General features: G+C 27.5%; 18 protein-coding genes. 4 read left to right on the top strand and 14 right to left on the bottom strand.

Translation table 11 applies throughout. The annotated features are described in order from the left end of the window. Window positions 1-100: 100 nt before the first annotated feature. The 3 genes from BUA90_RS05350 to BUA90_RS05340 form a co-directional block, all read right to left on the bottom strand. Window positions 101-1111, bottom strand: coding sequence for an SPL family radical SAM protein (locus BUA90_RS05350; RefSeq protein WP_072966392.1), 1011 nt, complete (start codon window positions 1109-1111; stop codon window positions 101-103). Beyond that, a complete protein-coding gene (locus BUA90_RS05345) occupies window positions 1077-1904 on the bottom strand; it encodes a 5'-methylthioadenosine/S-adenosylhomocysteine nucleosidase family protein (RefSeq protein ID WP_072966390.1) in 828 nt (275 codons plus the stop codon). The genes BUA90_RS05350 and BUA90_RS05345 overlap by 35 nt, the downstream gene beginning before the upstream one ends. A 198-nt stretch (window positions 1905-2102) precedes the next feature. Beyond that, the gene (locus BUA90_RS05340) at window positions 2103-2453 is read right to left on the bottom strand and encodes a DUF2680 domain-containing protein (protein ID WP_072966389.1); all 351 of its coding nucleotides are present in this window, start codon (window positions 2451-2453) and stop codon (window positions 2103-2105) included. A 188-nt stretch (window positions 2454-2641) separates the two neighbouring features. Between BUA90_RS05340 and BUA90_RS05335 the strand changes: the two genes are divergently transcribed. Beyond that, window positions 2642-3289, top strand: a complete 648-nt coding sequence (locus BUA90_RS05335; protein WP_072966386.1) for a hypothetical protein — start codon at window positions 2642-2644, stop codon at window positions 3287-3289. Window positions 3290-3293: 4 nt separating this feature from the next. On the opposite strand, the gene BUA90_RS05330 is transcribed toward BUA90_RS05335, so the two are convergent. From BUA90_RS05330 to BUA90_RS05305, 6 genes are all read right to left on the bottom strand, one after another. Beyond that, the gene (locus BUA90_RS05330; RefSeq protein ID WP_330390674.1) at window positions 3294-4340 is read right to left on the bottom strand and encodes a flavodoxin family protein; all 1047 of its coding nucleotides are present in this window, start codon (window positions 4338-4340) and stop codon (window positions 3294-3296) included. After that, the gene (locus BUA90_RS05325) at window positions 4340-5584 is read right to left on the bottom strand and encodes a Rossmann-fold NAD(P)-binding domain-containing protein (RefSeq protein ID WP_330390672.1); all 1245 of its coding nucleotides are present in this window, start codon (window positions 5582-5584) and stop codon (window positions 4340-4342) included. The genes BUA90_RS05330 and BUA90_RS05325 overlap by 1 nt, the downstream gene beginning before the upstream one ends. Before the next feature lie 91 nt (window positions 5585-5675). Further along, the gene (locus BUA90_RS05320) at window positions 5676-10580 is read right to left on the bottom strand and encodes a nicotinate-nicotinamide nucleotide adenylyltransferase (protein WP_072966382.1); all 4905 of its coding nucleotides are present in this window, start codon (window positions 10578-10580) and stop codon (window positions 5676-5678) included. A gap of 189 nt (window positions 10581-10769) precedes the next feature. Then, window positions 10770-11969 (bottom strand): sodium/glutamate symporter, encoded by a 1200-nt coding sequence (gene gltS / locus BUA90_RS05315; protein ID WP_072966380.1) that lies wholly within the window; start codon window positions 11967-11969, stop codon window positions 10770-10772. 184 nt (window positions 11970-12153) lie between these two features. After that, window positions 12154-13035 (bottom strand): response regulator, encoded by an 882-nt coding sequence (locus BUA90_RS05310; protein ID WP_072966378.1) that lies wholly within the window; start codon window positions 13033-13035, stop codon window positions 12154-12156. A gap of 5 nt (window positions 13036-13040) precedes the next feature. Then, on the bottom strand, window positions 13041-14276 hold the full coding sequence (locus BUA90_RS05305; RefSeq protein ID WP_072966377.1) for a sensor histidine kinase: 1236 nt from the start codon (window positions 14274-14276) through the stop codon (window positions 13041-13043). A gap of 154 nt (window positions 14277-14430) precedes the next feature. Between BUA90_RS05305 and BUA90_RS05300 the strand changes: the two genes are divergently transcribed. The 3 genes from BUA90_RS05300 (at window position 14431) to BUA90_RS05290 (ending at window position 17354) form a co-directional block, all read left to right on the top strand. After that, entirely contained in the window at window positions 14431-14820 is a 390-nt protein-coding gene (locus BUA90_RS05300; protein ID WP_072966375.1) for a hypothetical protein, read from the top strand. Between the two features lie 139 nt (window positions 14821-14959). Beyond that, window positions 14960-16666 carry an ABC-ATPase domain-containing protein gene (locus BUA90_RS05295; RefSeq protein WP_072966373.1) on the top strand — a complete coding sequence of 569 codons (1707 nt, stop codon included), beginning with the start codon at window positions 14960-14962 and terminating at the stop codon, window positions 16664-16666. A 46-nt stretch (window positions 16667-16712) separates the two neighbouring features. After that, window positions 16713-17354 (top strand): lactate utilization protein, encoded by a 642-nt coding sequence (locus BUA90_RS05290; protein ID WP_072966371.1) that lies wholly within the window; start codon window positions 16713-16715, stop codon window positions 17352-17354. Window positions 17355-17413: 59 nt separating this feature from the next. Here BUA90_RS05290 and BUA90_RS05285 read toward each other — a convergent pair whose 3' ends face one another. The 5 genes from BUA90_RS05285 to BUA90_RS05265 form a co-directional block, all read right to left on the bottom strand. After that, window positions 17414-18817 carry a sensor histidine kinase gene (locus tag BUA90_RS05285; protein WP_200793490.1) on the bottom strand — a complete coding sequence of 468 codons (1404 nt, stop codon included), beginning with the start codon at window positions 18815-18817 and terminating at the stop codon, window positions 17414-17416. Next, entirely contained in the window at window positions 18795-19499 is a 705-nt protein-coding gene (locus tag BUA90_RS05280; protein ID WP_072966370.1) for a response regulator transcription factor, read from the bottom strand. The genes BUA90_RS05285 and BUA90_RS05280 overlap by 23 nt, the downstream gene beginning before the upstream one ends. Window positions 19500-19573: 74 nt before the next feature. Further along, on the bottom strand, window positions 19574-20926 hold the full coding sequence (locus tag BUA90_RS05275) for a VCBS repeat-containing protein (RefSeq protein WP_072966368.1): 1353 nt from the start codon (window positions 20924-20926) through the stop codon (window positions 19574-19576). 129 nt (window positions 20927-21055) lie between these two features. Beyond that, window positions 21056-21889 carry a YihY/virulence factor BrkB family protein gene (locus BUA90_RS05270; RefSeq protein WP_072966366.1) on the bottom strand — a complete coding sequence of 278 codons (834 nt, stop codon included), beginning with the start codon at window positions 21887-21889 and terminating at the stop codon, window positions 21056-21058. A 115-nt stretch (window positions 21890-22004) separates the two neighbouring features. Beyond that, window positions 22005-22709, bottom strand: a complete 705-nt coding sequence (locus tag BUA90_RS05265) for a response regulator transcription factor (RefSeq protein WP_072966365.1) — start codon at window positions 22707-22709, stop codon at window positions 22005-22007. Window positions 22710-22930 lie beyond the last annotated feature (221 nt).

The raw sequence follows: 22930 nt of genomic DNA, 5'->3' as shown, positions 1-22930 counted from the left end.
TTTTCTGAAAAACTTACTATATATTTTACCATATCACATAATATTTTTGTATCTTTATTATTTATTTTTTATATATATATAAGCATTTTTTATGTAATTTTTAAATATATATTTTTTCTTTTAAAACATATTTAGATATCTCTTCATACACAAACTTCTTCAGCTTATCCTCATGTTCTTTTGAATAACTGCATATTCCATTCTGGCACTTAAATGGATAAGCTAATATTTTCGAATACGGTTTTTCTCTTTCCATTTTCTTCAGGTAATCCTTTGATATTCTAAAAACTCCTATACTTACATCATAAATTCTTTCGGAATGTAAATATTCAAAAGTCATGTCAATACATTTACTATATTGAATTTTCCAATCATCTACATATAGTAAAGGGTCAAAACAAATTCTAACTTTCCATCCCTTTTCTATTGCTTCATATATTGAATTAAGCCTAGATTTTAAACTCGGTGTCTTTATTTCATACTTTTTAATTATTTCATCTGGAGATAGAGTCCAAGCTAAAATTACATTATCTAAAGGTTTTTCTTTTTTTATAGCTTTAAAATTTGCACTTTTAGTTCTAATCTCAATTTTTAAATTTTTATGCTTACTTGCAAATCCCAACCAATAAGAAACATAAGACGTAATTCCCTCTAAAGCTAAAATATCACTATCATAAGAAATACAAAGATACACTGGATGTTTTTTAAGCATAATTTCTACTTCTCTGAAAATATCTTCTATATTTACAAATATAACTATATTTGCAGAAGGATACATCCCCTGCAAATAACAATATTCGCAATCATAAATACAATTCATAATTGAAGATGTATAATAAAAATATCTATTCCCAAAATCTTCACAAACTTGAGCTCCTTCATAAACTAAATTGTCTCTTTTTACAGCTAATATTAACTTAGGACTAATTTTTTGCATTCTAAAATTTTGACGACTGCGGCAAAATAAATCTTTGTAATGGTCTATTTCAATTTGAATTTTATCTTTAAATTTAGATAGTATTTTGTTTGTATTTGGATAGAATTTTGCATCTTTTTCAATATAAATATGCGAAAATTCAGGTAGTACAAAGTTGTCTTTTGATTTTTTCAAAATACATCTTCCCTTCTTTCTTTGTTTTACATTCTACGTTTATAAAAGAGTTCAGTACATCTAGTAAATTACCTCTCCTTACTTTATATTTTTGAGCCAATTTTTTAAACTCATATCTCATAGTCGTAGTTAAATTTAAATTGTCACTTATTATTTTCAATCTTTTTTCTTCATCCTTTGATAAAACTTTAGGAAGTGGTTTTAAAGCCTTTTTTACCTCCATTATCCAATTTATAATCAAAGGCATTTTTTCATTAATTATTTTTGAAATCTTTGCACCTTTAATTTCATCACTTTTTAAATAATCTGAAATTATCTTTATACAATAAATACGATGTGGTGGTAAAAAATATGAAGCTGCTTCAAAAGCACCTGCTCCTTCCATGTCTATCAAATCACCTTGAATATAAAAATCTTTATTTACTACAGTTGAAAATGTTTCTAATACACCTTCTCTAAAAGGATGTTTAAAAAGCATATCTGTATAAAATTTCCTATTTGTAGTATTATTTATAACTTTATGACATAAAAATACGCTTCCAATTTCAATTTTATCATCTTTACACCCGCAAACTCCAATATTGAAAAACAAATCTGAATTTTCAGCTTTATACATTGTAAGTAAATATGTAGTAGCCACAGCTGAAGATATAGGTCCTACCCCACTTATAATAAGGATAAACTCATCATTTTTGAAAACTTGAAATTTAGTAGAATCTACATCTCTTTTAAGTCCTAAATATTTTATAAATGGTTCAGCTTCCCAGTACATTGCAGTTATTATATATATCATAAAAATTCCCCCTCTTTATAGAATATTATACAATTGTACTTATCTTTTTATCTAGTCATTAAATCTTTTCAATTTTTATTTCATATTGTAAATTTTAATATTTTTCTAATAGCTCTTTTAAAAATTTAAATTTAGCAAAAAAAAAAAAAAAAAAAAGATGAATAGAATAAAATAAATCCTATCCATCTTTTTTCATTATTAATTTCCTTGTATTGAAGGTGTTTGCCAATATCTACCCATCATTCCTCGACCAAATCCAAATCCTTTTGCACCTCTAGCTCTTCCAAAACCACTACCAAAGCATCCACCTGGAAAGTTAAATCCATTTTCTTCGTGAAATTTTTGCATGTAATCAAGTCTTTCTTGCCAATACTTAGCTTGTTCTTCTGTAATAACTTTATCTTCTACTGCTTTTTTAATCTGTTCTTTCTTCCAAGCTATCATATCATTAAACCAACTAGGTACTTCAGCTTTACTATCTGCATATACCATAGCACCCATCGCTAAAATAAATACTGCTATAAGTGTTAAAATTATACCTTTTTTCATTATTAATCCCTCCTTAAATTATTTTTATTTATTTTGTATTTTCATTATATAAAGAAGTTATGAAGAAAATATGAAGACAAAAAAATTTTCTACTTTGTAATAAAAGTTTTTATCTTTTAAAATAATATATTTCTTTTGCCGAAATATTATATAAATATAGCTTTCTATTAAAAAGGTGGTGGTACTTTATGAAAATTTCTAAAACTTCTTCAATAAAAAAGAGCAGAATTCATAATAGTTATATTGACCGCAACAATACTGTAAACAAAGCTGATGCCATCAGTTCTATAACTCCTATTAAAAAAATTCAAAATACCGTATATTATTCATCTGGAAATCACCTTATGTCATATGATGAATATTATGATTCTTTAAGAGAATTAAAAAAAGAATATAAAAAATTTTATCATGATGAACAACTATTAGAAAAAACAATAGAAAATTTTGATGAAAATAAAGAAAAATTATTAAAAAACATGAAAGAGCTTTTAACAAAATATAATACTGCCATTTTATCTCTAGAATCCTTTGATAAAGCTTTTAATACTGATAATGTTAAAAAAATAAAAGCTATAATACATAGCTTTAAAGATAAATTAAATAATCTCGGTATTTATATTGTAAGGGATAAAGAACTTGAAATAGATGATAAAATTTTTATTGATAAAATTAAAAAATCACAAAATGCATTAGATTTTCTGTTTGAACCAGCTAAAGGTCTTATACTTAAAATTTATTATGCTTTTAAAAGTATAAAAGTACCTCTTAAAGACTCTAAATCTAAAAAATATGATAATAAAGAATATATTGGACTTATCCTTGATGACAGAAAATAAATATTTAAGCTTTTATTTCTCTCATAATATTTTCGGCAAATTTTTTTGACTTTTCCTCTATTCCCTTTACTTTAATTATTTCTCCGGGATCATTTGCTATTGCCGTTACTGCAAAATATGGAGGAAGTCTAAAACTTTTATTTATATTTAAAGCTCCTATCAACTGTTTTGCTACAGAATCACTTCCAGAATTTCCAGATACAATAACACCAAACATAGTTTTGTTGTAAAACTTTGTTTTCCTATAAAGTACAGTCATTCTATTTATTACAGCCATAATCTTAGCAGAAATAGCATCATTATAATTTGGACAAATCCATACCACTGCATCAGCTCTTTCTATTGATGGAAGTATTTCTTTTACTACTGCTCCTCCATAAAAACAGCTATTTCTTTTACTATAATGTTTACATGTCTTATAAGAACATCCTTTACAGTCAACTATAGTTCCATTTTCAACATGAAATTCTCTTATTTCACAATCATAAATATGTCTTCTTATCATTCGCCATAAAGTTAAAGTATTAGATGTTTCATATGAACTTGCATGAAGTGCAAGTATTTTAGGTTTTTTTATAAGTTTAGGATTATCCTGAAAAAATGTTTTTCCAAACTTTTCACACAATTTGTTACAAATATTTTTCAAAGGTATTTTTAATTTTTTTTCCCAAGTTCTAAAATTCTTTAAATCTTCTATACATTCAATCACAGGATGACCCGGAAATCTACAACCCATCTGATTAGCTATAAATATTATATTTTGTGCCATACTCTTTGTATAAAACTCTAAGGGACTGTGTATTAGTATAAATCCACTAGAACCTTTTAAAGCATTTGTACCTCTTTCATACAGTTTTGTAAGTATCTCAAATAGTTTTATATTCCATCCTATATTATTCAACTGAACGGCAAAGATTATCTTCTTATTCTGAAGATTAGGTATATTGTCAGAATCTTTTATTATTATAGTATCAACATCTTTAGTAAAAAACTTTACCATTTCTGTAAGCTCCTTTGAAATTTCACCAGGCATAATTAAATACACATTCATCATAATATGCTCCTCAACTTATTATACGTATTTTCTATACGCCTATATAATTTTTCAGGAAAATTCAACCTTTCAAGTTCTATTCCTGAAGAAAGCTGTCTATTCCTTGCTCCCATAAATACTCCTCCCATAAAAGTTGCACTATAATGCCACTTTTGCTTTATAGTTGCTACTATCGAAAGACTTCCCGAAGATATTGCAGGAGCTATATAAGGTTTAAATCCTGTCTTACGAACATCTATATTAGCCTTTATAGTTTTTTCCGTTAAATATACCGAAATATCGTCATTATAATTTTCTATACTATCTGCTATCACAAGTCCCTCTCCATGTGGTCCAAAAGCTCGCCCTTCTCTCATATAATGTGCTGCTTCTTTATATTTGCTAGCATAGTAAACTGCTCTAGCATGCATTACTCCTAATCCATATCCTCTAATCTGCTCTGGTGCTAATCCATTATAATCCATTTTTCCATCTTCATTAGTATTACTACATATAAAAGCCGACTTACAAAGTAAATCAACAGGGTCTGATACTACAGCAAAAATTCCTTTAAATCTTTTTCTACGAGCCATTTTAGCATAACTTTTTATCAATTTTGAATTTCCTTCAAACTGTACCATCCTCACATCTTTATCCTCTGTGCCAACAGGAGGCACTCCTATACTTGCACAAAATACAAACATATCACAATCAAACAGTTCATTTTCTTCTATTATTTTTACTGGTGGATAATAAACATCATCAAAAGTTGACAGTATTTGATTTACTTCATAATCCCATCTTTTTAATTTAGATTCGTTCCTTCCATATATCCCTATTTCAGAAATACAATCCCCGCCAACTAACCTCAAACCTACAACAAGTGTTCCGCCCACATCTCCCAAACCTATAACATTCACTTTCCACTTTTTTTTATGTTTATGATACAACACATCTTTCCAATTAGGATATTCAGTATTTATATAAGTTACCTTCCTAGAATTTATCTTTGAAATAAGCCATTTTGGTAATTTATATTCTTCAATTTCTAATTTTTTTAAAAGCTTCAGCCCTTCCTCTTTTAAAAATAAAAGGGAAGGGTCTGATACTGAAAAACTTCTTCTTGATTTTGAAATCTCAAGTTTTCCCAAAAAATATATATTATCTTCACTTTCTATTATTTCTTCGCTATTTACTTCTTCTAATCCATCATACTTTTCATTTGAAAAAAGCAATTTATCTTCTATCTTATAATAGTACACCAGCTGTCCACCTCTTTTTGTCATGCCAATTTTTAATTGTTTAGCTATAATACTTTTTTCGATTTTGCTACTTAACATTTAATAGCTTATCTTATCTACCGCATATTATATGTTCAAGACGCATTAATTTTTCTAAATCATTTTTTAAATAATGTGAAGGATTTATATTTAAATCGTAATTCATATTTGCACCATGGTCTGGATATTTTGGAGAAATATATACATCTCCTAAATGTGCTAATGTGAGCTTTCTTTCATATGTTTTTTGATATTCTTCTTCTAATGTTGTAAGTATGTCTATAGAATTTTCAATACAAACTTTAGATAAGTTGTATATTGCTTCATTTGAAGTACCTTTTATAAAATGTGGCGAAGTATATGGAAGTATAAGGTTAATAGATGGTACAAGATTTCTTTGAGGATAAACTCCTCTCCAAAGCGTATCTCCATTAATAAATGGATACATAAAACTTTCATTAAACCATACCTTTAATTTTGGTATAAAATATACACTATCTACATCTCTTTCCTGTAAATCCATCAATTCTTTTCCTCTTCCTGAAAGTATACCAACTATTATCTTTTTAACATCTATTTTCTCTTTTTTAAGAAGTGGGTCTAAAGCCTTTATCCTATAACCCTTATGTAAAAGGTCATCAACAAGTATTATAGGTCTTCCAAATGAACGAAGCATTTTAACTTGATTTTCAAGGCTAAGATAATTCGGATATGCTTCAATTGTATAATGTTTTGCATCAGGTTCAAAAAATTTTTCGGTATGTAGTGACTTAGTTACCGTATTTGGTATAATACATCCATTTAATAAAGCACCAAAAGGTACACACATAGCTTCTCCCAAAACTTTAGACTCCTTTGGCAGTGTTGATACGCCATTTTCATCACATATCTTTTTAACCATATTTTCATACAACATATATCTATCAAAGGACAACACCAAATTTCCCGGATAAAGATTTACAATTGACTGTTGAAGTCTCTTCCTTGTCCTTTTAATAGCCTTTAATACATTTGGATTTTCATTAAATATGCCTTTAATAATCGTCTCAACGTCAAAACTAAGTGTACATGGAGCAGTCATATCAACTACAAAAACAGGCTCTTCCTTCAAACTATTTGGAACTTCTTCAAATCCATACAATTTGAGAATTTCATACAAACTTTCTGATTTATATTCTTTTATCATATTTTTAAATATTCCATATGTATAATCCTTTTTAAGACAAAATGCTAATGTCTCTGTAAGAATCATCTCTTCAAGATTATCAAACTCCAAATCTCTATCTATAAAAATCCCATCTATAACTATTGTTCTTCCAACATAATTATTTCGAATATATTCTGAAATAGCGCTGTCTTTAAACTCCTTCATTATCATACTTGCTCTCATCCAATGGAATATCGAAAATCCCATTATCTCTCCATTTCTCTTTAAATCTCTCATTATTAATACTCTCGGATTTAATTTTTCTGAAATTTCCTTTAGCTTTTCATATGCAAGCCTATAATCTACTGGTATAAAAGCTGCAAGTTCTCTTATTGCACTAGAATTTAAAGTATCTTCTACTTCAATAGTTATAGACTTAGTTTTAAGTATTCTCTTAAATTGTGGTTCTTTTCTATATAATCCATTATCGTATATATATTTTTGTACAAGTGGGTCAACAAGTCTTGAAATATCTCTATTCTGATCTATATAATCTCTTATTTGAGTCGAACTTATATCTTCAAGCTTTGACGGTAATGACAGCCTTATAACATTTCCTTCTATTTTATCAATAATTTCAGAAAGCTTTTTATCATCTTCTTCAAATTGATGTAAACTTTTCCTTTCAATAATAATATGTGAAACTGTATGTATAGAATTTTCATTTTTACTCTTTAAATATGCTGTAGCATTTAAAAGCACATCACTTCCTACAACTATATGAACATTGTTTCCTAAATATTTCTTTTTAAGCATATATAAATCATTTGGATTTGCTATATTTATCTGTATATCTTTTGGAAATAAATAAATACCTAATTCATCAGCTATAGACATTTCTACAATACTTCTTCTTATTAAATTTGGTTGAGTTCTCTTTGACCACGAAAATTCATCAATAGATAAATACACTTCAAATCCCATATCTCTTATACTTTTTGCAATTTCTTTATGACTTAAAGAAAATGGGTCAAAAGAACCGGGGAAAAATGCTATCTTATTTGGAATTTCAATATTTAAATCTCCTTTATAAAATTTATAATCTGCAATAAATCTGTATATATGATTTAATCCTGCAGCATTAGTAAAGAACATTCTTTCATTTCCTGATATATCTCCAATTAAAGTAAGTATCTTTTTAGCAGTTAGCTGAAATATTTCTTTTTTTCTTTCTAAATCTATATTTTCTGAACCAAAAATTCCCTTTCCAATTACAGTAAATGCCATCTGTTTAACTTGCAAATTATAATTTACAAGACCATTTAGTAATATACTAAGTAGTTTCACAAGTCTTCTCTTTGAAACATCTTCATTTTCTTCAAATCTTTCTTTATACTGATGATAGTTAACAATAGCTATTCCCACTGTTTGAAGTATCAATGATATAACATGAGGACTTGAACATTTTATTTTTCTAATTAAATCGTCAATTAACTCATCTAATTCAACAGGCTGTAAATAAAGTATTATTTGTCCTAAATAGTTTGGAATATACTTTGTAAACTGATGTCCTTCTATTTCAAGAGAACGCAACAATTCTATAGCTATATCATTTCTTTGTCCATATGATAAGCATGACATAATCTTTATTAATCCAGCTCCACCATGATTTCTTACACTTTCACTTGCACTCACCTTCAACAAGTTGCAAAAATGCATTGCCGTATGAATAACTGTCGAATCCTTATTCATAAGAGTATGCTCTACTAAAAGGTCCATCTGAATTTTCTTTATAACCCAGTCAGTAGCTGTTTTAAGATTGCTCAAATAAATATTCTGCAATTTTGTTTTATCTTCTATGAAAAAGTTTCTATATTGATTTACAATTTCATCATCTAACTTTAACGCCCTTGCAATTTTATATTTTAAGAAGTTTTCAACCAAAATATCTGAACAATAAACATTAGTAGAATATTTTTCTCTAATATACATAAGAAATTTTGAATTTTCATCAAGTTTTGGAATTAATTTTTTTACTAATTCTAATGCTGTAAGTCTAATGTCAACATTTTCTTCATCCAAATTAACTTTTATATAGCTAGACAAAACTTCTTTAGCTTCTTCATCACATTTTAATACGGGAATATAATTAATTGAATTTAAAAGATGTAATTTAATATCTTTTTCAAAATAAGTTTCTATATCATAATACTTTAATAGTATTTTTATATAATCTTCAATCTGATGTTCTCTTGCATTTTTAAACAATGAACAAATTAGCGTACTCAAATTATTTCCTATCCACATCCTATGAAGTGGAATAATATTTTGACTTGGTTTAATAAACAGCATGATATACTTATCAAGGAGCTCACAACTAGTTACTTCTGGTTTTTCCAATATCACATCAGCTGGAACTTCTTTTCTATATACTTCATCAAATAGTGCAATAAGCCCTCCTATTAATTCTGCACACTGTTTTCTAATATCTTCTTCAGGATGTATAAGCTTATCATATAAAAATTTAATAGTAATCAGCTTTTGCTTTTGAGTAAGATATGTTGAATATTCTTCAAATATATTTAGATATTCTCTCAGATTATTTGGATTTCTCTCACTTCTGGCAATTTCAAGTATAGAACCTAATGAATCTTCATCCCTAAATTTGTACATAAGATTTATATTGTGATTTATTGCAATGTATTTTAAATTTTGTATCAATTCATCTCCCTGCATTAATGAATAAAACTTCTTTTGCTTATTTTCATCTAATGTAAAATCCTTATCTTTTTCAATTTCTACATTTATTCCCAAATCAATCATATAATCTTCAAAATCTTTAAGTTTTGAATAAACTCTCTGATACCTCATTTCTTTTGCCTTATCTACATTATCCAATTTATTTAATATTACATCAAAAGACTCTCTTAAACTATAAATGTGCATACGTCCTTTGCCATCACTAAAAATCTTTTTCTTAACTCTAAAATCGCAATATATGAGAACTAATGATTCAAGAGATAAATTCTCAAGCTCTAAATCCCAAGTTGAATGATTTACAGCTATGTTTCGAATATTAACTATATCATGTTTATCAAACCACAAACCTGTATAATAATAATGAAGATAAGGTACCCTTTTTAACTCTTTTCCCTTACAGCCAAATTTTCCTATATCATGACCTGCTGCAGCACCTGAAATTCTTCCTAAATCTATAGGTAAACCTAATTTTTTTAATTGACGCCCTATATAAAGAGCTAAATAATGTACTCCGCATATATGCTCAAGAGAACTATATCCTAAAACTTCTTGATTGAGCTTCATCATTTCATATATATACTCATCATAAAATGCATTTTTAAACTTTATATATTCATCCTTACTTTCTAATGTCTTTTCTTCTTCCTCACTTAATAATATCAAAGGATATTTACTCTCCCAGCTTTTATCATCATATAACCTTTGATATTCACACAACACCCTTAAAACTTGAAGATATATGTAGGAAATATCATTTAAATTTTCATTTAATTTAATGCTCACTGCATCAGGAAAAGATAAACTCAGAGCAAACTGATAAAAATATTTAAGTAAATCTTTAGGCTTTTCTTCATATACTAATTCATCTATCATTTCAGTACATAATTCTAATGCTGCCCTGCATGTATAATCTTTTTCTTCTACAATAATATCTAATTTATCAATAAAAGAAGGACTATTTATAAAACTCCTTATAATTTTTAAAGGAATTGAAATCTTCTCTAAGAAATTAAAATCTGAAATTGAATTAATTATTTTTTTATGTAGTTCTATAGTAATAGAGTTATACATTTTTGCTCCTCCTTGCGAAGTAGTTATAGTATATTATTTCTATCTATTTTTTTAATTTCCTCTATTTAAAGTATTATTCCTCACATTAGTAAAAAAATAGCAAAGTTTCTTCAAAAAATTTCATAGAAACTTTGCTATTTGACTAGATAAACTTTCTATTTTAAGTTTTAAAAAACATTTGTAAATTCATTATTTGAACAAATTCATGAAAAATGTTATTATTCCTGCATTAAAGAAATCTATAAATAAACTTCCTATAAGTGGCAGTATAAAAAATGCTCTTGGTGCTGGACCATATTTTTCTGATAGTGCACTCATATTTGCCATTGCATTTGGAGTAGCTCCCATACCAAATCCACAATGACCACAAGCCATAACGGCAGCCTCATAATCTCTACCCATAATATTAAATGTTATAAAGTAAGCAAATAATCCCATAAGCACTGCTTGAGCTAATAGCATCACAACAAGTGGTACTGCTAAATCAGCTAACTGCCATAACTTTAATCCCATTAATGCCATTGATAAAAATAATGATAATGAAATATTACCTATAATCTCTATTTCTTCTAAACATACTCTATAAAAATTAGTCAAATCAGAAATATTTCTAATAATTGCAGCTGCAAACATAGCACCTATATATGGCGGAAATGTTAATCCTGTCTTTTGTAGAAAATATGAAAGTATTGTACCAAATCCCATTGCTAAGATTATTTGAGATGCTGCAATCATAAAATTGTTAGGAATTAATTCTTTTGCCTGCACACTCATAGTTACTGCTACTTCTTCCATAGCTAAACCTTTATCTTTCTTTTCTAAAAGATTATGCTTTTCTATTAAACGTTTTCCTATAGGACCTCCTATCATACTTCCCATTATCAATCCAAATGTAGCTGCTGCCATCGCAACAGTAGTAGCCGCTGTAGCTCCTGCCTTTTCAAATAGTGGAGCAAAAGCCCCTGAAGTTCCATGTCCTCCTGTCATAGGAACTGAACCCGTACATAGTCCTATAAGTGGATTTAGTTTAAATAATTTTGCCAGTCCTACCCCTACAACATTTTGCAAAGTAACAAGAACTATTGCTAATCCTAAAAATATAAAAACTTGAATTCCACCTTTTTTTAACAACTTAAAACTTGCAGTAAAACCAACTGTAGTGAAAAAAGCCGTCATAAATAATTTTTGAAGAGTAGTATCCATTTCAAATGTCAAAATACCTGTTTGTCTAAAAATTAAAGTCATTATAGCAAATACAAGTCCTCCAATAACAGGAGCAGGTATACAAAATTTTTCTAGTAAGCTTATTCTCTTTTTAAGACCCTGCCCTAAAAATAAAACTATTACAGCTAGTGATAACGTTTGCACCATGTTTAATTTAAAAACCATTTAACGCACCCCCATATAATTATTTATGTTCTAAAATAATTATACAGAGGTCCAACTATTTGTTTTAAAATCCTACATCATGTTACAAATTAATTTTGATTTTTCTAATAATTAATTTCATATGAAATAAATCTTTCATATTTTGCAGTCCATTAATAAAAAACGAAAGTTGTTTTGCAAATTTTTATATGTCCAATTTAGATATTATCCCTTCTATAAATTTTTTTATATTTATCTTTCCACGTTCATTAGTATCTCCATCTACAAATCTCATTTCTTGTTTTACCTGACTAAAATCAAATAGCAATGTACTATATTCAGTGAATTTTCCATTATAGTAATCATCACAGCCTATTTCAGCAATAGTTTGAAGTGATTTCTGTATAGTTCTTCGTACTCTTTGCTCTATTGCCCTCCTATTGACTTTCTTATATCCATTTTGATTTTCTTCTTTTGCAATTTCATCATATATTTCCTGCAACTGATATATAGACGATGAATTATGTTTTTTAAAGTTTATTATTTTATGTATTACCTTTCTGAGTGCATCCCCACCTGTACCGCCAACAATACCTATATCTGCAAAAATAGCTGTTATCTGCTCATCCAAACTGAGTTTTGAAGACTTGCTGTCCTTACTTTGACTATCCACATTAAAAACTGCATTTTTTATAAGTGCAAAAGATTTTTCTAATTCTATATTTCTACATACTCCTTTAATAACATTTACTGCTTCTATCATATTCAAAGGCTTAGTTATAAAAAATATAATACCACTTTCATAAGCCTTGGATACCATTTCTTCATCTTCAACTTGAGAAATCATTATAAATTTTCCTTCATATCCTTCTTTTCTCACCATGTTTATTATTTCAATTCCATCTTTTATAGGAAGCAAAAGATCTATAAGCACTATATCTGGATTATAAAAAAGTATTTCTTCTACTGCATACTCTCCACTATCAAGCTGAGCCACAATTTTCCCCAAATTGTTCTTTCTAATTAACACCTCAAGCATTTTTCTCATATTTATATCGTCATCTATTATTAAAAAAGTATTAGTCATTCTTATCACCCTATTAAAGAATTTTTCGGTATAGTTATTTTAAATTTAGTTCCTTCATTTACTATTGATTCTATTTCTATGTTTCCTTTAAAATCTTCTACAATATTTTTCACATGAGAAAGTCCTATACCTGTAGATGAAACACCTGTTTTATCATCGTATTTAGTCGTAAAACCCGGATTAAATATATAAGGAATAACATCTTCTTCAATACCTTCTCCCGTATCAATTACTTTAAATACTATATTATCACCATTATTTAAAGCTATAACTTTTATTTTATCTCCATCTCTACAGGCATCTATACTATTTATGATTAAATTATTAAGTATAGTAAATAAATTGCAATAATTTTTCAAACTAAAATTTTCATCATATCTGAATGTAAGTTTTATTTTTTTATTATTTTCTGCTAAAAATCTTTCCGTATTTTCTCTTATTATATTAAATATATCGGAAAGTTTCATTTCATCTTCCTTTTCTAATTTCTTTATGAAATTTTCAAATCCTTTTAAAACTCTATAATAATCTTTTTTTATTTCATGTACTTCTCTTGAAATATCCAATAATTTTTCATTAAGTCTATTATCACTTTTATATTTCTCATATAAATCATAACTTTTTGCCATTACATTTTCTATATCTTTCATAGATTTTTTAAGATAAAACATCTCTGCCTGAATATTTGATACTAACGAATTTAACTGACTATATCTCTTTTGATGTTCTCTATTTAAAATAAATAACTCCTGTTTTTTATAAAAAGAATATATATAGTATGCTATTAAACTCCTTAAAATACCTACGAGAAAAATAAGTCTTATAATATTAGAAGACATATTGCCTCTTATCGTAATTTCTATAACATTGCTTATAGAATCTACTAGAGATAATATAATAACAGTTTTAAATAGATTGTCTTTTTCCCTTTTTACATTTGTTATAAAAGCAAGAAACCCAAAACTTAAATAATAAATAGCAGAAGGCATATTTAAAAGTATAATTTCCTTAATCTTAAAACTTGAAAACAATATACCTAAAATCGTTCTAAGCACAAAAACAGCTATAGCTGACAAAAAAGATAATTTTAATTCTGAAATCTCATCAGATATAAGTATAATAACACTTAAAGCTATTATACCAGCTGAAAATCTTAAATGAATACTAAAATAAGAAAAATATATTTCGCCTAATAATGCTATTGCCAAAACAAAACGTCCATATTTTTTTATTAGATGCATAATTCTTCATCTCCTATACTTACACCGAACAAATATATTATATCAATCCTCGTATATCTTTTCAAAAATTCACATAAAATTGCGAAACTTTTTTTCATATATCTCATATTATATACTGTTAAACCTTTACTAACATATATTGGAGGGAAACTTTATGTATATGTATTACCATGATGATTATGAATACATTCGCTACTGTGAAATACAAGCACATAGAATGTATCCTAAAATTTACCATGAATTAATGCCTCATATTAAAAGAGTATGCGAAATGGAAGATTCTCCAAATAATCCAATGATGGAACCCTTCCCAAATGAAGAAAAAATTGAAAAAATGGTTGAAAAAGTTTATAAAAACTATAAAAATGGATACAGAGATGAAAATGATGAATCGATTGATGAATTTTTTAGAGATAGACACCATGGTATAAGAGACATTATTACAATATTATTACTTGGTGAATTACTTGGCAGAAGAAGACGCAGAAGAAGACGTAGACGCAGATTCTTCCATGGTTACGGCCATCCTGGATTTTTCTATTAATATCACTTAAGAGCCCGTAATAATACAATTAGCGGGCTTTTTTTAATTTACAGCATTTTGTCTTTTTCGCAAGTAATGGGTATAATAAAGATAATATTACAAATCAAAGCAAAACATATCAATTCAAGGAGGTTGTAAATTGAAAACGCAAAAAGACCTGCAGTTTGTATTAAATCAAATAGATGGAAAAGGTTATAAAGCATATAAAGACATAAAAGGACAATATAACTTCGGTGACTATATATTATCTATAGATTCTGTTCAAGGCGACCCATTTGCATCACCCTCTAAAGCAAGAATTATAATTTCCCAAGATATAGCCAAATTTCCTGTAAATTTATATAATGAAAAACATAAAAATATAGCTGTATGTGATTTTCTAACAAGACTTTTCGCCAAAAATATAAATAAATACTACAACAAAGTAAACGGCTCTGGAAAAAGTGGATTATTAACTATAGATATGCCGGGACAAGAAATACTTGAGAGAACATCTATAATAATTGATAACAATAAACTAGAAGCAAGATTTGAAGTAGGACTTCCTGCAATTGGAAGGAAAATTTTAGGTAAATCTGCTATCACGATATTTTTCAATGCTCTTCCTAAAATAGTAAAAAATACTCTGTATTTTGAAAATATTGACAAATCAAAACTGATAAACCAAGTTGAACTTGCAGTTGATCAGCATTATCTAAGAAATGAATTAAAGAAAAAAGGATACATAGCATTTATTGCTAATGGTTCAATACTTCCTAGGGAAAGTGGTATCTCTGATAAACCTTTACAAAATGGTGCTATTCCATTTAAAAGTCCAAAAAGTCTTGAAGTAGAATTTAACTTACCACACAAAGGTCCTATCAAAGGTATGGTAATTCCAGAAGGAATTACTTTGATAGTAGGTGGAGGTTATCATGGGAAATCAACTCTACTTAAAGCATTAGAAAGAGGTGTTTATAATCATATATCAGGTGATGGCAGAGAATATATAATAACAAGAGAAAATGCTGTTAAAATAAGAGCTGAAGACGGTAGAAAAGTTGAAAAAGTAAACATATCTCTTTTTATAAACAATCTTCCAAACGGAAAAAATACAGAAAAATTTTCAACTGAAAATGCTAGTGGCAGTACTTCACAAGCTGCAAATATAATGGAATCTATTGAAATAGGAACTGATTTGCTTTTAATCGATGAAGATACTTGTGCTACTAACTTTATGATAAGAGACGAAAAAATGCAAAAACTAGTCGCAAAAGAAAAAGAACCTATTACTCCTTTCATTGATAGAGTAAGATTTTTATATGAAAAATTAGGAATATCAACTATTATGGTTGCAGGCAGTTTTGGTGATTTCTTTGCAGTTGCTGATAATATAATAATGATGGATGAATATATTCCCTATGATGTAACAAATAAAGCCAAAGAAATATCAAAAGAATATAAAAAAGATACTACTCTTAAATCTAATGATAAATTTGACTATCAATCTAAAAGAATTTTATTGCGCTTAAGTTTTCCTAAAAATAACAAGGGCATAAAAATTAAAACAAAAGGGCTCTACTCCATCCTATACAATAAAACTTTAATAGATTTAAAATATTTAGAACAACTTGTAGATAAAAGTCAAACCAACTGTATAGCAGTCATTTTTGAATACATAGCTAAAAATATCGTCAATGATAATATGACTATTTCAGAAATAGTTAATAAAATTTACGAAATCATCAGCAAAAAAGGTCTTGAAGAGTTATCTTCTTTTTCTGGTCATCCCGGAAACCTTGCTCTTCCTAGAAAATATGAAATAATAGCTGCTTTAAACAGATTTAGACACCTTAAAATAAAATAATTATACTTAAAACAAATATACATTAAAAATTAGGGAGGTCTTTTTTATGGATAAAAATGTAAATTTTGTAATAGTAGAAAGAATTAAAAGAACTATTGAAAATCTAGAAAAAAATAATATGAAAGGATATTTTGTTGAAAATGAAGCTGATGCATTAAAAAAAATTGAAGAAATTTTAAATGAAGGTGATACTGTTTCTGTTGGAGGTTCTATGACCCTTTTTGAAATAGGTGTATTTAATCTTTTGAGAAATGGAAAATACATCTTTTTAGATAGATATGAAAAAGGACTTACTCCACAGCAAATCAAAGAAATATACAGAAAAAGCTTTTTTGCAAATGTATATTTGACAAGCAGTAATGCCATCACTGAAAATGGAGAGCTCTATAATGTTGATGGCAGAGGTAATCGTGTTGCAGCTATGCTTTATGGTCCTGATAAAGTAATAATTGTAGTAGGTAAAAATAAAATTGTAAAAAATTTAGAAGAAGCTATTCTGAGAAACAGAAATCTAGCAGCACCTGCAAATGCTAAAAGATTAAACAGAAATACACCTTGTGCCAAAACGGGATACTGCATGGACTGTAGTAGCAAAGATAGAATTTGTAATGAATATGTACTTATAAAAAAACAGCTTGACCCTGATAGAATTCATGTAATAATCGTTAATAAAGATTTAGGATATTAAAAAATATAAACTAAACATAAATACACACCCCTAAAAATTTTTTAGGGGTGTCTTACAATTTATTTTTTAGGTAATGTTATTTTGACTACTGTACCGCTACCTAATTCACTTTCTATATCTAAACTGCCTCCATGCAGTTTTATAATCTCATTACTTATAGCAAGTCCTAAACCACTTCCCGACTTTTTTGAATTTCCTTTGTAAAATTTTTCTTTTACCCTGCATATATCTTCTTCTGATATGCCAATACCTTCATCTTTAAAATCAATATAAACCTTTTTTCCATCTTCATAAATATTTACAAAAATTTTTTTTCCTCTATTAGTAAACTTTATCGAATTATCAAGTATATTAATAAATACCTGTTTTAATCTATTTTTATCTCCATTAATCAATATATTTTCGCTACTATAAACATAATCTAATTTAATTTCTTCCTTTTTTGCTCTACCTTCAAATATTAAAATAACTTCATCTAATACCTTTTTTATATTTAAAATCTCAAATTTTAAAGATATTCTTCCACTTTCAAGTCTTGAAAAGTCCAATAATTCCTCTACCATTTTTGTAAGTCTTTCCGCTTCATTTATTATTATTTTCAGCCCTACTTTAGCTTCTTCTTTATCATTTAAATCTCCCGTTAATATAGTTTCACTCCAACCTTTTATTGATGTTAGAGGAGTTCTTAATTCATGAGAAATAGAAGATATAAATTCATTTTTCATCTTTTGTACTTTTGAAAGTTCACTTGCCATAAAATTTATAGTATCTGCTAATTCTCCTATTTCATCATTATATAATTTATCAATTTTCACTGACAAATTACCTCTGGCTATGTCTTTAGATGCCCTTGTAATTTCTTTTATTGGATTTATTATTGTCCTTGTAAATATAATATTTAAAACAAGTATCAATATTAAAACCATCATCATTACCAGTAAAGAAATCAAAAACAATCTTCTAATAATGCAATCTGCTTTTTCAATAGAAGTGACATATCTTAATACTCCTACAACTTTACCTCTTGAATTTAATAATGGTACTGAAACAGCCATTATTTTTTCACCTGTATTTATATCTCTACCTACCCAATAACCTGTAAATCCTTTTAAAGCCTTATAGAAATCACTAGTTGCTACCTTTTCTTTACGTTCAAATCCGCTTGAATTTTGAATAATATTCCCAGTCAAATCTACTGCTTGAATTTCAGCATAATCATTAAAAGTGTATTCTTCAATTATTCTCTTTATATCTTTTTCAAAATTAAATATACTAGTATTTAAATATTTATTATAAAAACCAGCAACAACGACAGCTCTATTCATTAAAGCTTGTTTAACACTATCATAATAATATTTTCTAACAAAAAACATAAATAGTCCCTCTAATACTATCATTACTAACAGTATTATTAATATATAGTTAATAACCCACCGCCTTTTAATTCCCTTCAACATGCTCATCCTTTTTCCACCTATATCCATATCCCCATACTGTTTCTATAAATTTAGGCTTAGAAGGATTATCTTCTATTTTCTGTCTTAATCTTCTAATATTTACATCTACTACTTTAGCATTTCCGAAGTAGTCTTCCCCCCAAACTGCATCTAATATATAATCCCTACTTAAAGCTTTATCCTGATTTTCTAAAAACAATTTCATTATAGAAAATTCTGTTTGAGTAACTTCTATAGGCATATCGTTTTTAAATAATCTGCGCTGAGCAAAATTTAATCTAAAAGGTCCGCAAATAATTTCTTCCTTTTTATCATTTTTAACCATATCTACTCTGCGGTATAATGCATCTATCCTAGCAACTAATTCACTAGGACTGAATGGTTTTACAACATAATCATCTGCACCTAATACTAATCCATTTATTTTGTCTATTTCCTGAGTTTTAGCAGTAAGCATTATAATCCCCATTGTCTTATCTGTTTCACGAATTTTTTTACAAACTTCAAAACCATCTATACCCGGAAGCATTACATCTAACACAGCAATATCAATATCTTCATTCTTTAAAATTTCTAAAGCCTCTTCTCCCGTTTCAGCCTCAAGTACATTAAAACCTGCTCTTTTAAGATTTATAACTATAAACTGTCTTATTTCTGCTTTATCTTCTAACACTAATACCTTCTTCATTTTTCTACTCCTTTAACATGCCAAAAATATCTAAAGCAAAAGCTCTAGATATTTTTGACAAGTTTTTATTTATATTAAAATTTGAATTTATAAATTCTAAAATTATCTTTGATTTCATCTATATTTAAATTCATTTTTCTTGCTTGTTCATTAGTTATATCTTTTTCAATAGATACCGCATAAATTTTATCTGCTTCACTGTCAATCTCAACATATTTATCTTTTTCTAAATTTCCTTCCCAATCTTTTTTATTAAATACTTCTATAGTAAATAATTTGCATTTTTCACCATTTTTATCTACATAACTAAATATCAATTCATCTCTACCACTCTTATTTTCATCTGATTCAATATGCTTTAAAGTAATTCTTTTATCCCATTTTTCAGGAAAACTAAAATAATATCCTCCTAATATATTAAAATACCCTTCGCCATTAAACTTTAATCCATCTTTTCCATCCCATTTATACCATGAAGTAATCCATGGTATCTCAGCCATTGATGCATTTTCATAAGTTGCTGGCTCTCTCAATAAAGGAATCTCTATAATTCCATCATTATCTATATCCTCACTTACAGAACCATAAGACCTAAACGTAGCATCAACAGATTCCGTCTCTTCATTATAAAAAACATTTTTCAACTTTCCATTTTCCATGACAATAAGCTCTGTAATAGATGAATGTGCACCTACTGTCGCATCTAAAAATATACCCTTTTTATCTTTACTAGCCATACCTACTTTAACTGAATAATGTACACCTATTCCACCATCCATATCAACTTCATCTACTAATTTAATTTTTTTATCTACATATTTATAAAGCTTCCCTTTTGATTTAATCTCATCCTTGTTTAATTTTACTAGAAAAATTTCTGCCTTTTTGTCATTATCTATATCATCAACTGCAAAAGCTTCATAAGAATCATTAAACATCTCTACAGAATTTCCATTTTCATATTTATAAACACTTAACCCCTTATTAATTCTTTCTTCTCCTATATCCCAGCTTACTACTATTTCTAAATTACCATCTCCAGTTATATCTTTAAATAATATACTGTCAAAATCATATCCTATTCCTTTTATTCCTTCATCTATTTTCCAGTCATCACCCTGTTGTGTAAGTATAAGTCCTCTAAGAGGATATTTATCATTTTCTAATCTGTATAAAACTAAAACCTCATCTTTTTTATCATTATCTAAATCTACAAATTGTATTGCACTGTTATTTTCGCCTCTTTTAGGACTTATAAGTTTTGCATTTGAACCGAGTTTTTCTTTCACTAAATCTTTAACTTCTTCTTGATTAATAGACAATTCTGGCGGTTTCATCAAATCTTTAGCATCATTATTCAATCCACATGCAGTAAATACACTTGCAAGTGAAGCCATAATCATCAAACCAATTATTTTCTTTTTCATACTATCCACCCTCCTATAAACATTTTACAAATAAACCCTTTTGTCATATTCAATTATAACTAGTATTTTACATAAAATCGTTACAAAACAATTACTAAATAAAAACAATCTGTTTAATCTATTCATTTGTTAATTTATGTATTTTTTATATAAACTACAAATAGAATTTATTTCTCCACCCAACATCAATATTATTGCACTTAAATAAAGCCATATCATAAGTACAATTACAGCTGCTAAACTCCCATATACTATAGTAAAATTCTTAAAATTATTTACAAAAAATGAAAAACCTATAGATATTATTATCCATCCAAATGTTGCAAACAAAGTTCCCGGTATTATTTCAATCAATTTCATTTTTTTATTCGGAGCTATATAGTAAAGCGAACCCAACACTAAAATCAAAATTGAAATAATTATAATCCATCTTATATAATACCAAACTTTTATAAAATAATACGTTATTTCTATATATTTAGATACCCATAAAAGAAAATCCATCCCCATATTTGGTATCACTAAAGCCAAACAAATTGATAAAGCAACTAAAATTGTATAAATCATTGCAAGAAGCTTTTTGAACAAAAAATTCCTACCCTCTTTTATTTCATAAGAATTATTTAAAGATACAATAAAAGCATCAACTCCTCTAGAAGCAGCCCATATAGTTGCAAAAAATGATACTGACAAAACATTTATACTTCTTGTAGGCATAAGTGCCCTAACATAATCTTTAATTAAAATAGTAACTTCATTTGGGACAACTTTAGCTAAAATATCTATTGCTCCATCAAATGATACTGAAAAATAACTCAAAACAGCTATTAAAAATATTAAAAACGGAAAAAAAGATAATAAGAAAAAATATGCAATTTGAGCACTAAAAGCACTTATATTATGACTCTTAAATCTATTTTTTATTTGGAGTATAAAAAACAAAAAAAATCCATTATACTTCATAAAGTATCCTCCAAAATGTTTTTAATATTAAACTTTATGAAATTTTATATAATTAAAGAACAAAAAACAATATTAAACCTCCTACACATCACAATACAAAATGTGCAGGAGGTTTTTATTTACCTGTAAATTTATAACCTACTCCCCATACAGTCTGAATATAACGAGGGTTTTTAGAATCTATCTCTATTTTCTTTCTTAACCTTCTAATATGGACCATAACTGTATTATCATCTTTTAAATAATCATCATGCCATACTTCCTTAAAAATCTGTTCTTTTGTAAATACTTGATTTGGATTTGTAGCAAAAAATTTTAAAAGCTCAAATTCTTTTGCAGTTAAATTAATCTCCTTATCTCCTTTGTATACGGTATACCTTGCAAAATCAATTTTTAAATCCCCGAAAACTAAAATCTTTGTATTTTTATTTTCGTAAAGTTTATCATTTAGTATTAAATATCTTCTAAGTTGAGCATCTACTCTAGCAAGTAATTCCTTCATTCCAAATGGTTTCGTTACATAATCATCTGCTCCTATTTTAAGTCCAATAACTTTATCAATTTCTTCATTCTTTGCAGTTAATAAAATAATTGGAATATTACTTTCAGTTCTTATTTTTCTGCAAACTTCTATACCATCTATTTTAGGCATTGAAATATCTAATATTACTAAATGATATTTATTTTTATTAAACAAATCAATTGCAATCTGTCCATCAGAAGCAGTATCGACTTTATATCCTTCTCTTTCAAAATTTTCCTTTAAAAGCAGCAATATTTCCTTAGAATCATCTACTAAAAGAATTTTTATATCACTCACAAAATCACCTGCTTACTACGGTCTTCAACGCTTTTTTATTATACATTCCATATTCCAAGTTACAAACAAAAAATTTAGAATACTACTTTTATATCATCACTACTGGATTTTTGCTCATCACTAATTAATTTACAGTAAATCTCTAAAATTAAATTTAATGTTAAATTTATCTTTTATAACAAACTTTATGTTCAGATTGAATTTGAAAAACCTATTATCTA

The organism is Caminicella sporogenes DSM 14501, assembly GCF_900142285.1.
GTDB lineage: Bacteria > Bacillota > Clostridia > Peptostreptococcales > Caminicellaceae > Caminicella > Caminicella sporogenes.
This window is presented reverse-complemented; position numbering and strand designations above follow the sequence as displayed.

What these genes read in the sequence shown, in the direction of transcription:
- BUA90_RS05345 (WP_072966390.1), bottom strand. Translation starts at nt 1,904, where the DNA reads ATGATATATATAATAACTGCAATGTACTGGGAAGCTGAACCATTTATA.
- BUA90_RS05340 (WP_072966389.1), bottom strand. Translation starts at nt 2,453, where the DNA reads ATGAAAAAAGGTATAATTTTAACACTTATAGCAGTATTTATTTTAGCG.
- BUA90_RS05335 (WP_072966386.1), top strand. Translation starts at nt 2,642, where the DNA reads ATGAAAATTTCTAAAACTTCTTCAATAAAAAAGAGCAGAATTCATAAT.
- BUA90_RS05330 (WP_330390674.1), bottom strand. Translation starts at nt 4,340, where the DNA reads ATGAATGTGTATTTAATTATGCCTGGTGAAATTTCAAAGGAGCTTACA.
- BUA90_RS05320 (WP_072966382.1), bottom strand. Translation starts at nt 10,580, where the DNA reads ATGTATAACTCTATTACTATAGAACTACATAAAAAAATAATTAATTCA.
- gltS (WP_072966380.1), bottom strand. Translation starts at nt 11,969, where the DNA reads ATGGTTTTTAAATTAAACATGGTGCAAACGTTATCACTAGCTGTAATA.
- BUA90_RS05310 (WP_072966378.1), bottom strand. Translation starts at nt 13,035, where the DNA reads ATGACTAATACTTTTTTAATAATAGATGACGATATAAATATGAGAAAA.
- BUA90_RS05305 (WP_072966377.1), bottom strand. Translation starts at nt 14,276, where the DNA reads ATGCATCTAATAAAAAAATATGGACGTTTTGTTTTGGCAATAGCATTA.
- BUA90_RS05300 (WP_072966375.1), top strand. Translation starts at nt 14,431, where the DNA reads ATGTATATGTATTACCATGATGATTATGAATACATTCGCTACTGTGAA.
- BUA90_RS05290 (WP_072966371.1), top strand. Translation starts at nt 16,713, where the DNA reads ATGGATAAAAATGTAAATTTTGTAATAGTAGAAAGAATTAAAAGAACT.
- BUA90_RS05285 (WP_200793490.1), bottom strand. Translation starts at nt 18,817, where the DNA reads ATGAGCATGTTGAAGGGAATTAAAAGGCGGTGGGTTATTAACTATATA.
- BUA90_RS05280 (WP_072966370.1), bottom strand. Translation starts at nt 19,499, where the DNA reads ATGAAGAAGGTATTAGTGTTAGAAGATAAAGCAGAAATAAGACAGTTT.
- BUA90_RS05275 (WP_072966368.1), bottom strand. Translation starts at nt 20,926, where the DNA reads ATGAAAAAGAAAATAATTGGTTTGATGATTATGGCTTCACTTGCAAGT.
- BUA90_RS05270 (WP_072966366.1), bottom strand. Translation starts at nt 21,889, where the DNA reads ATGAAGTATAATGGATTTTTTTTGTTTTTTATACTCCAAATAAAAAAT.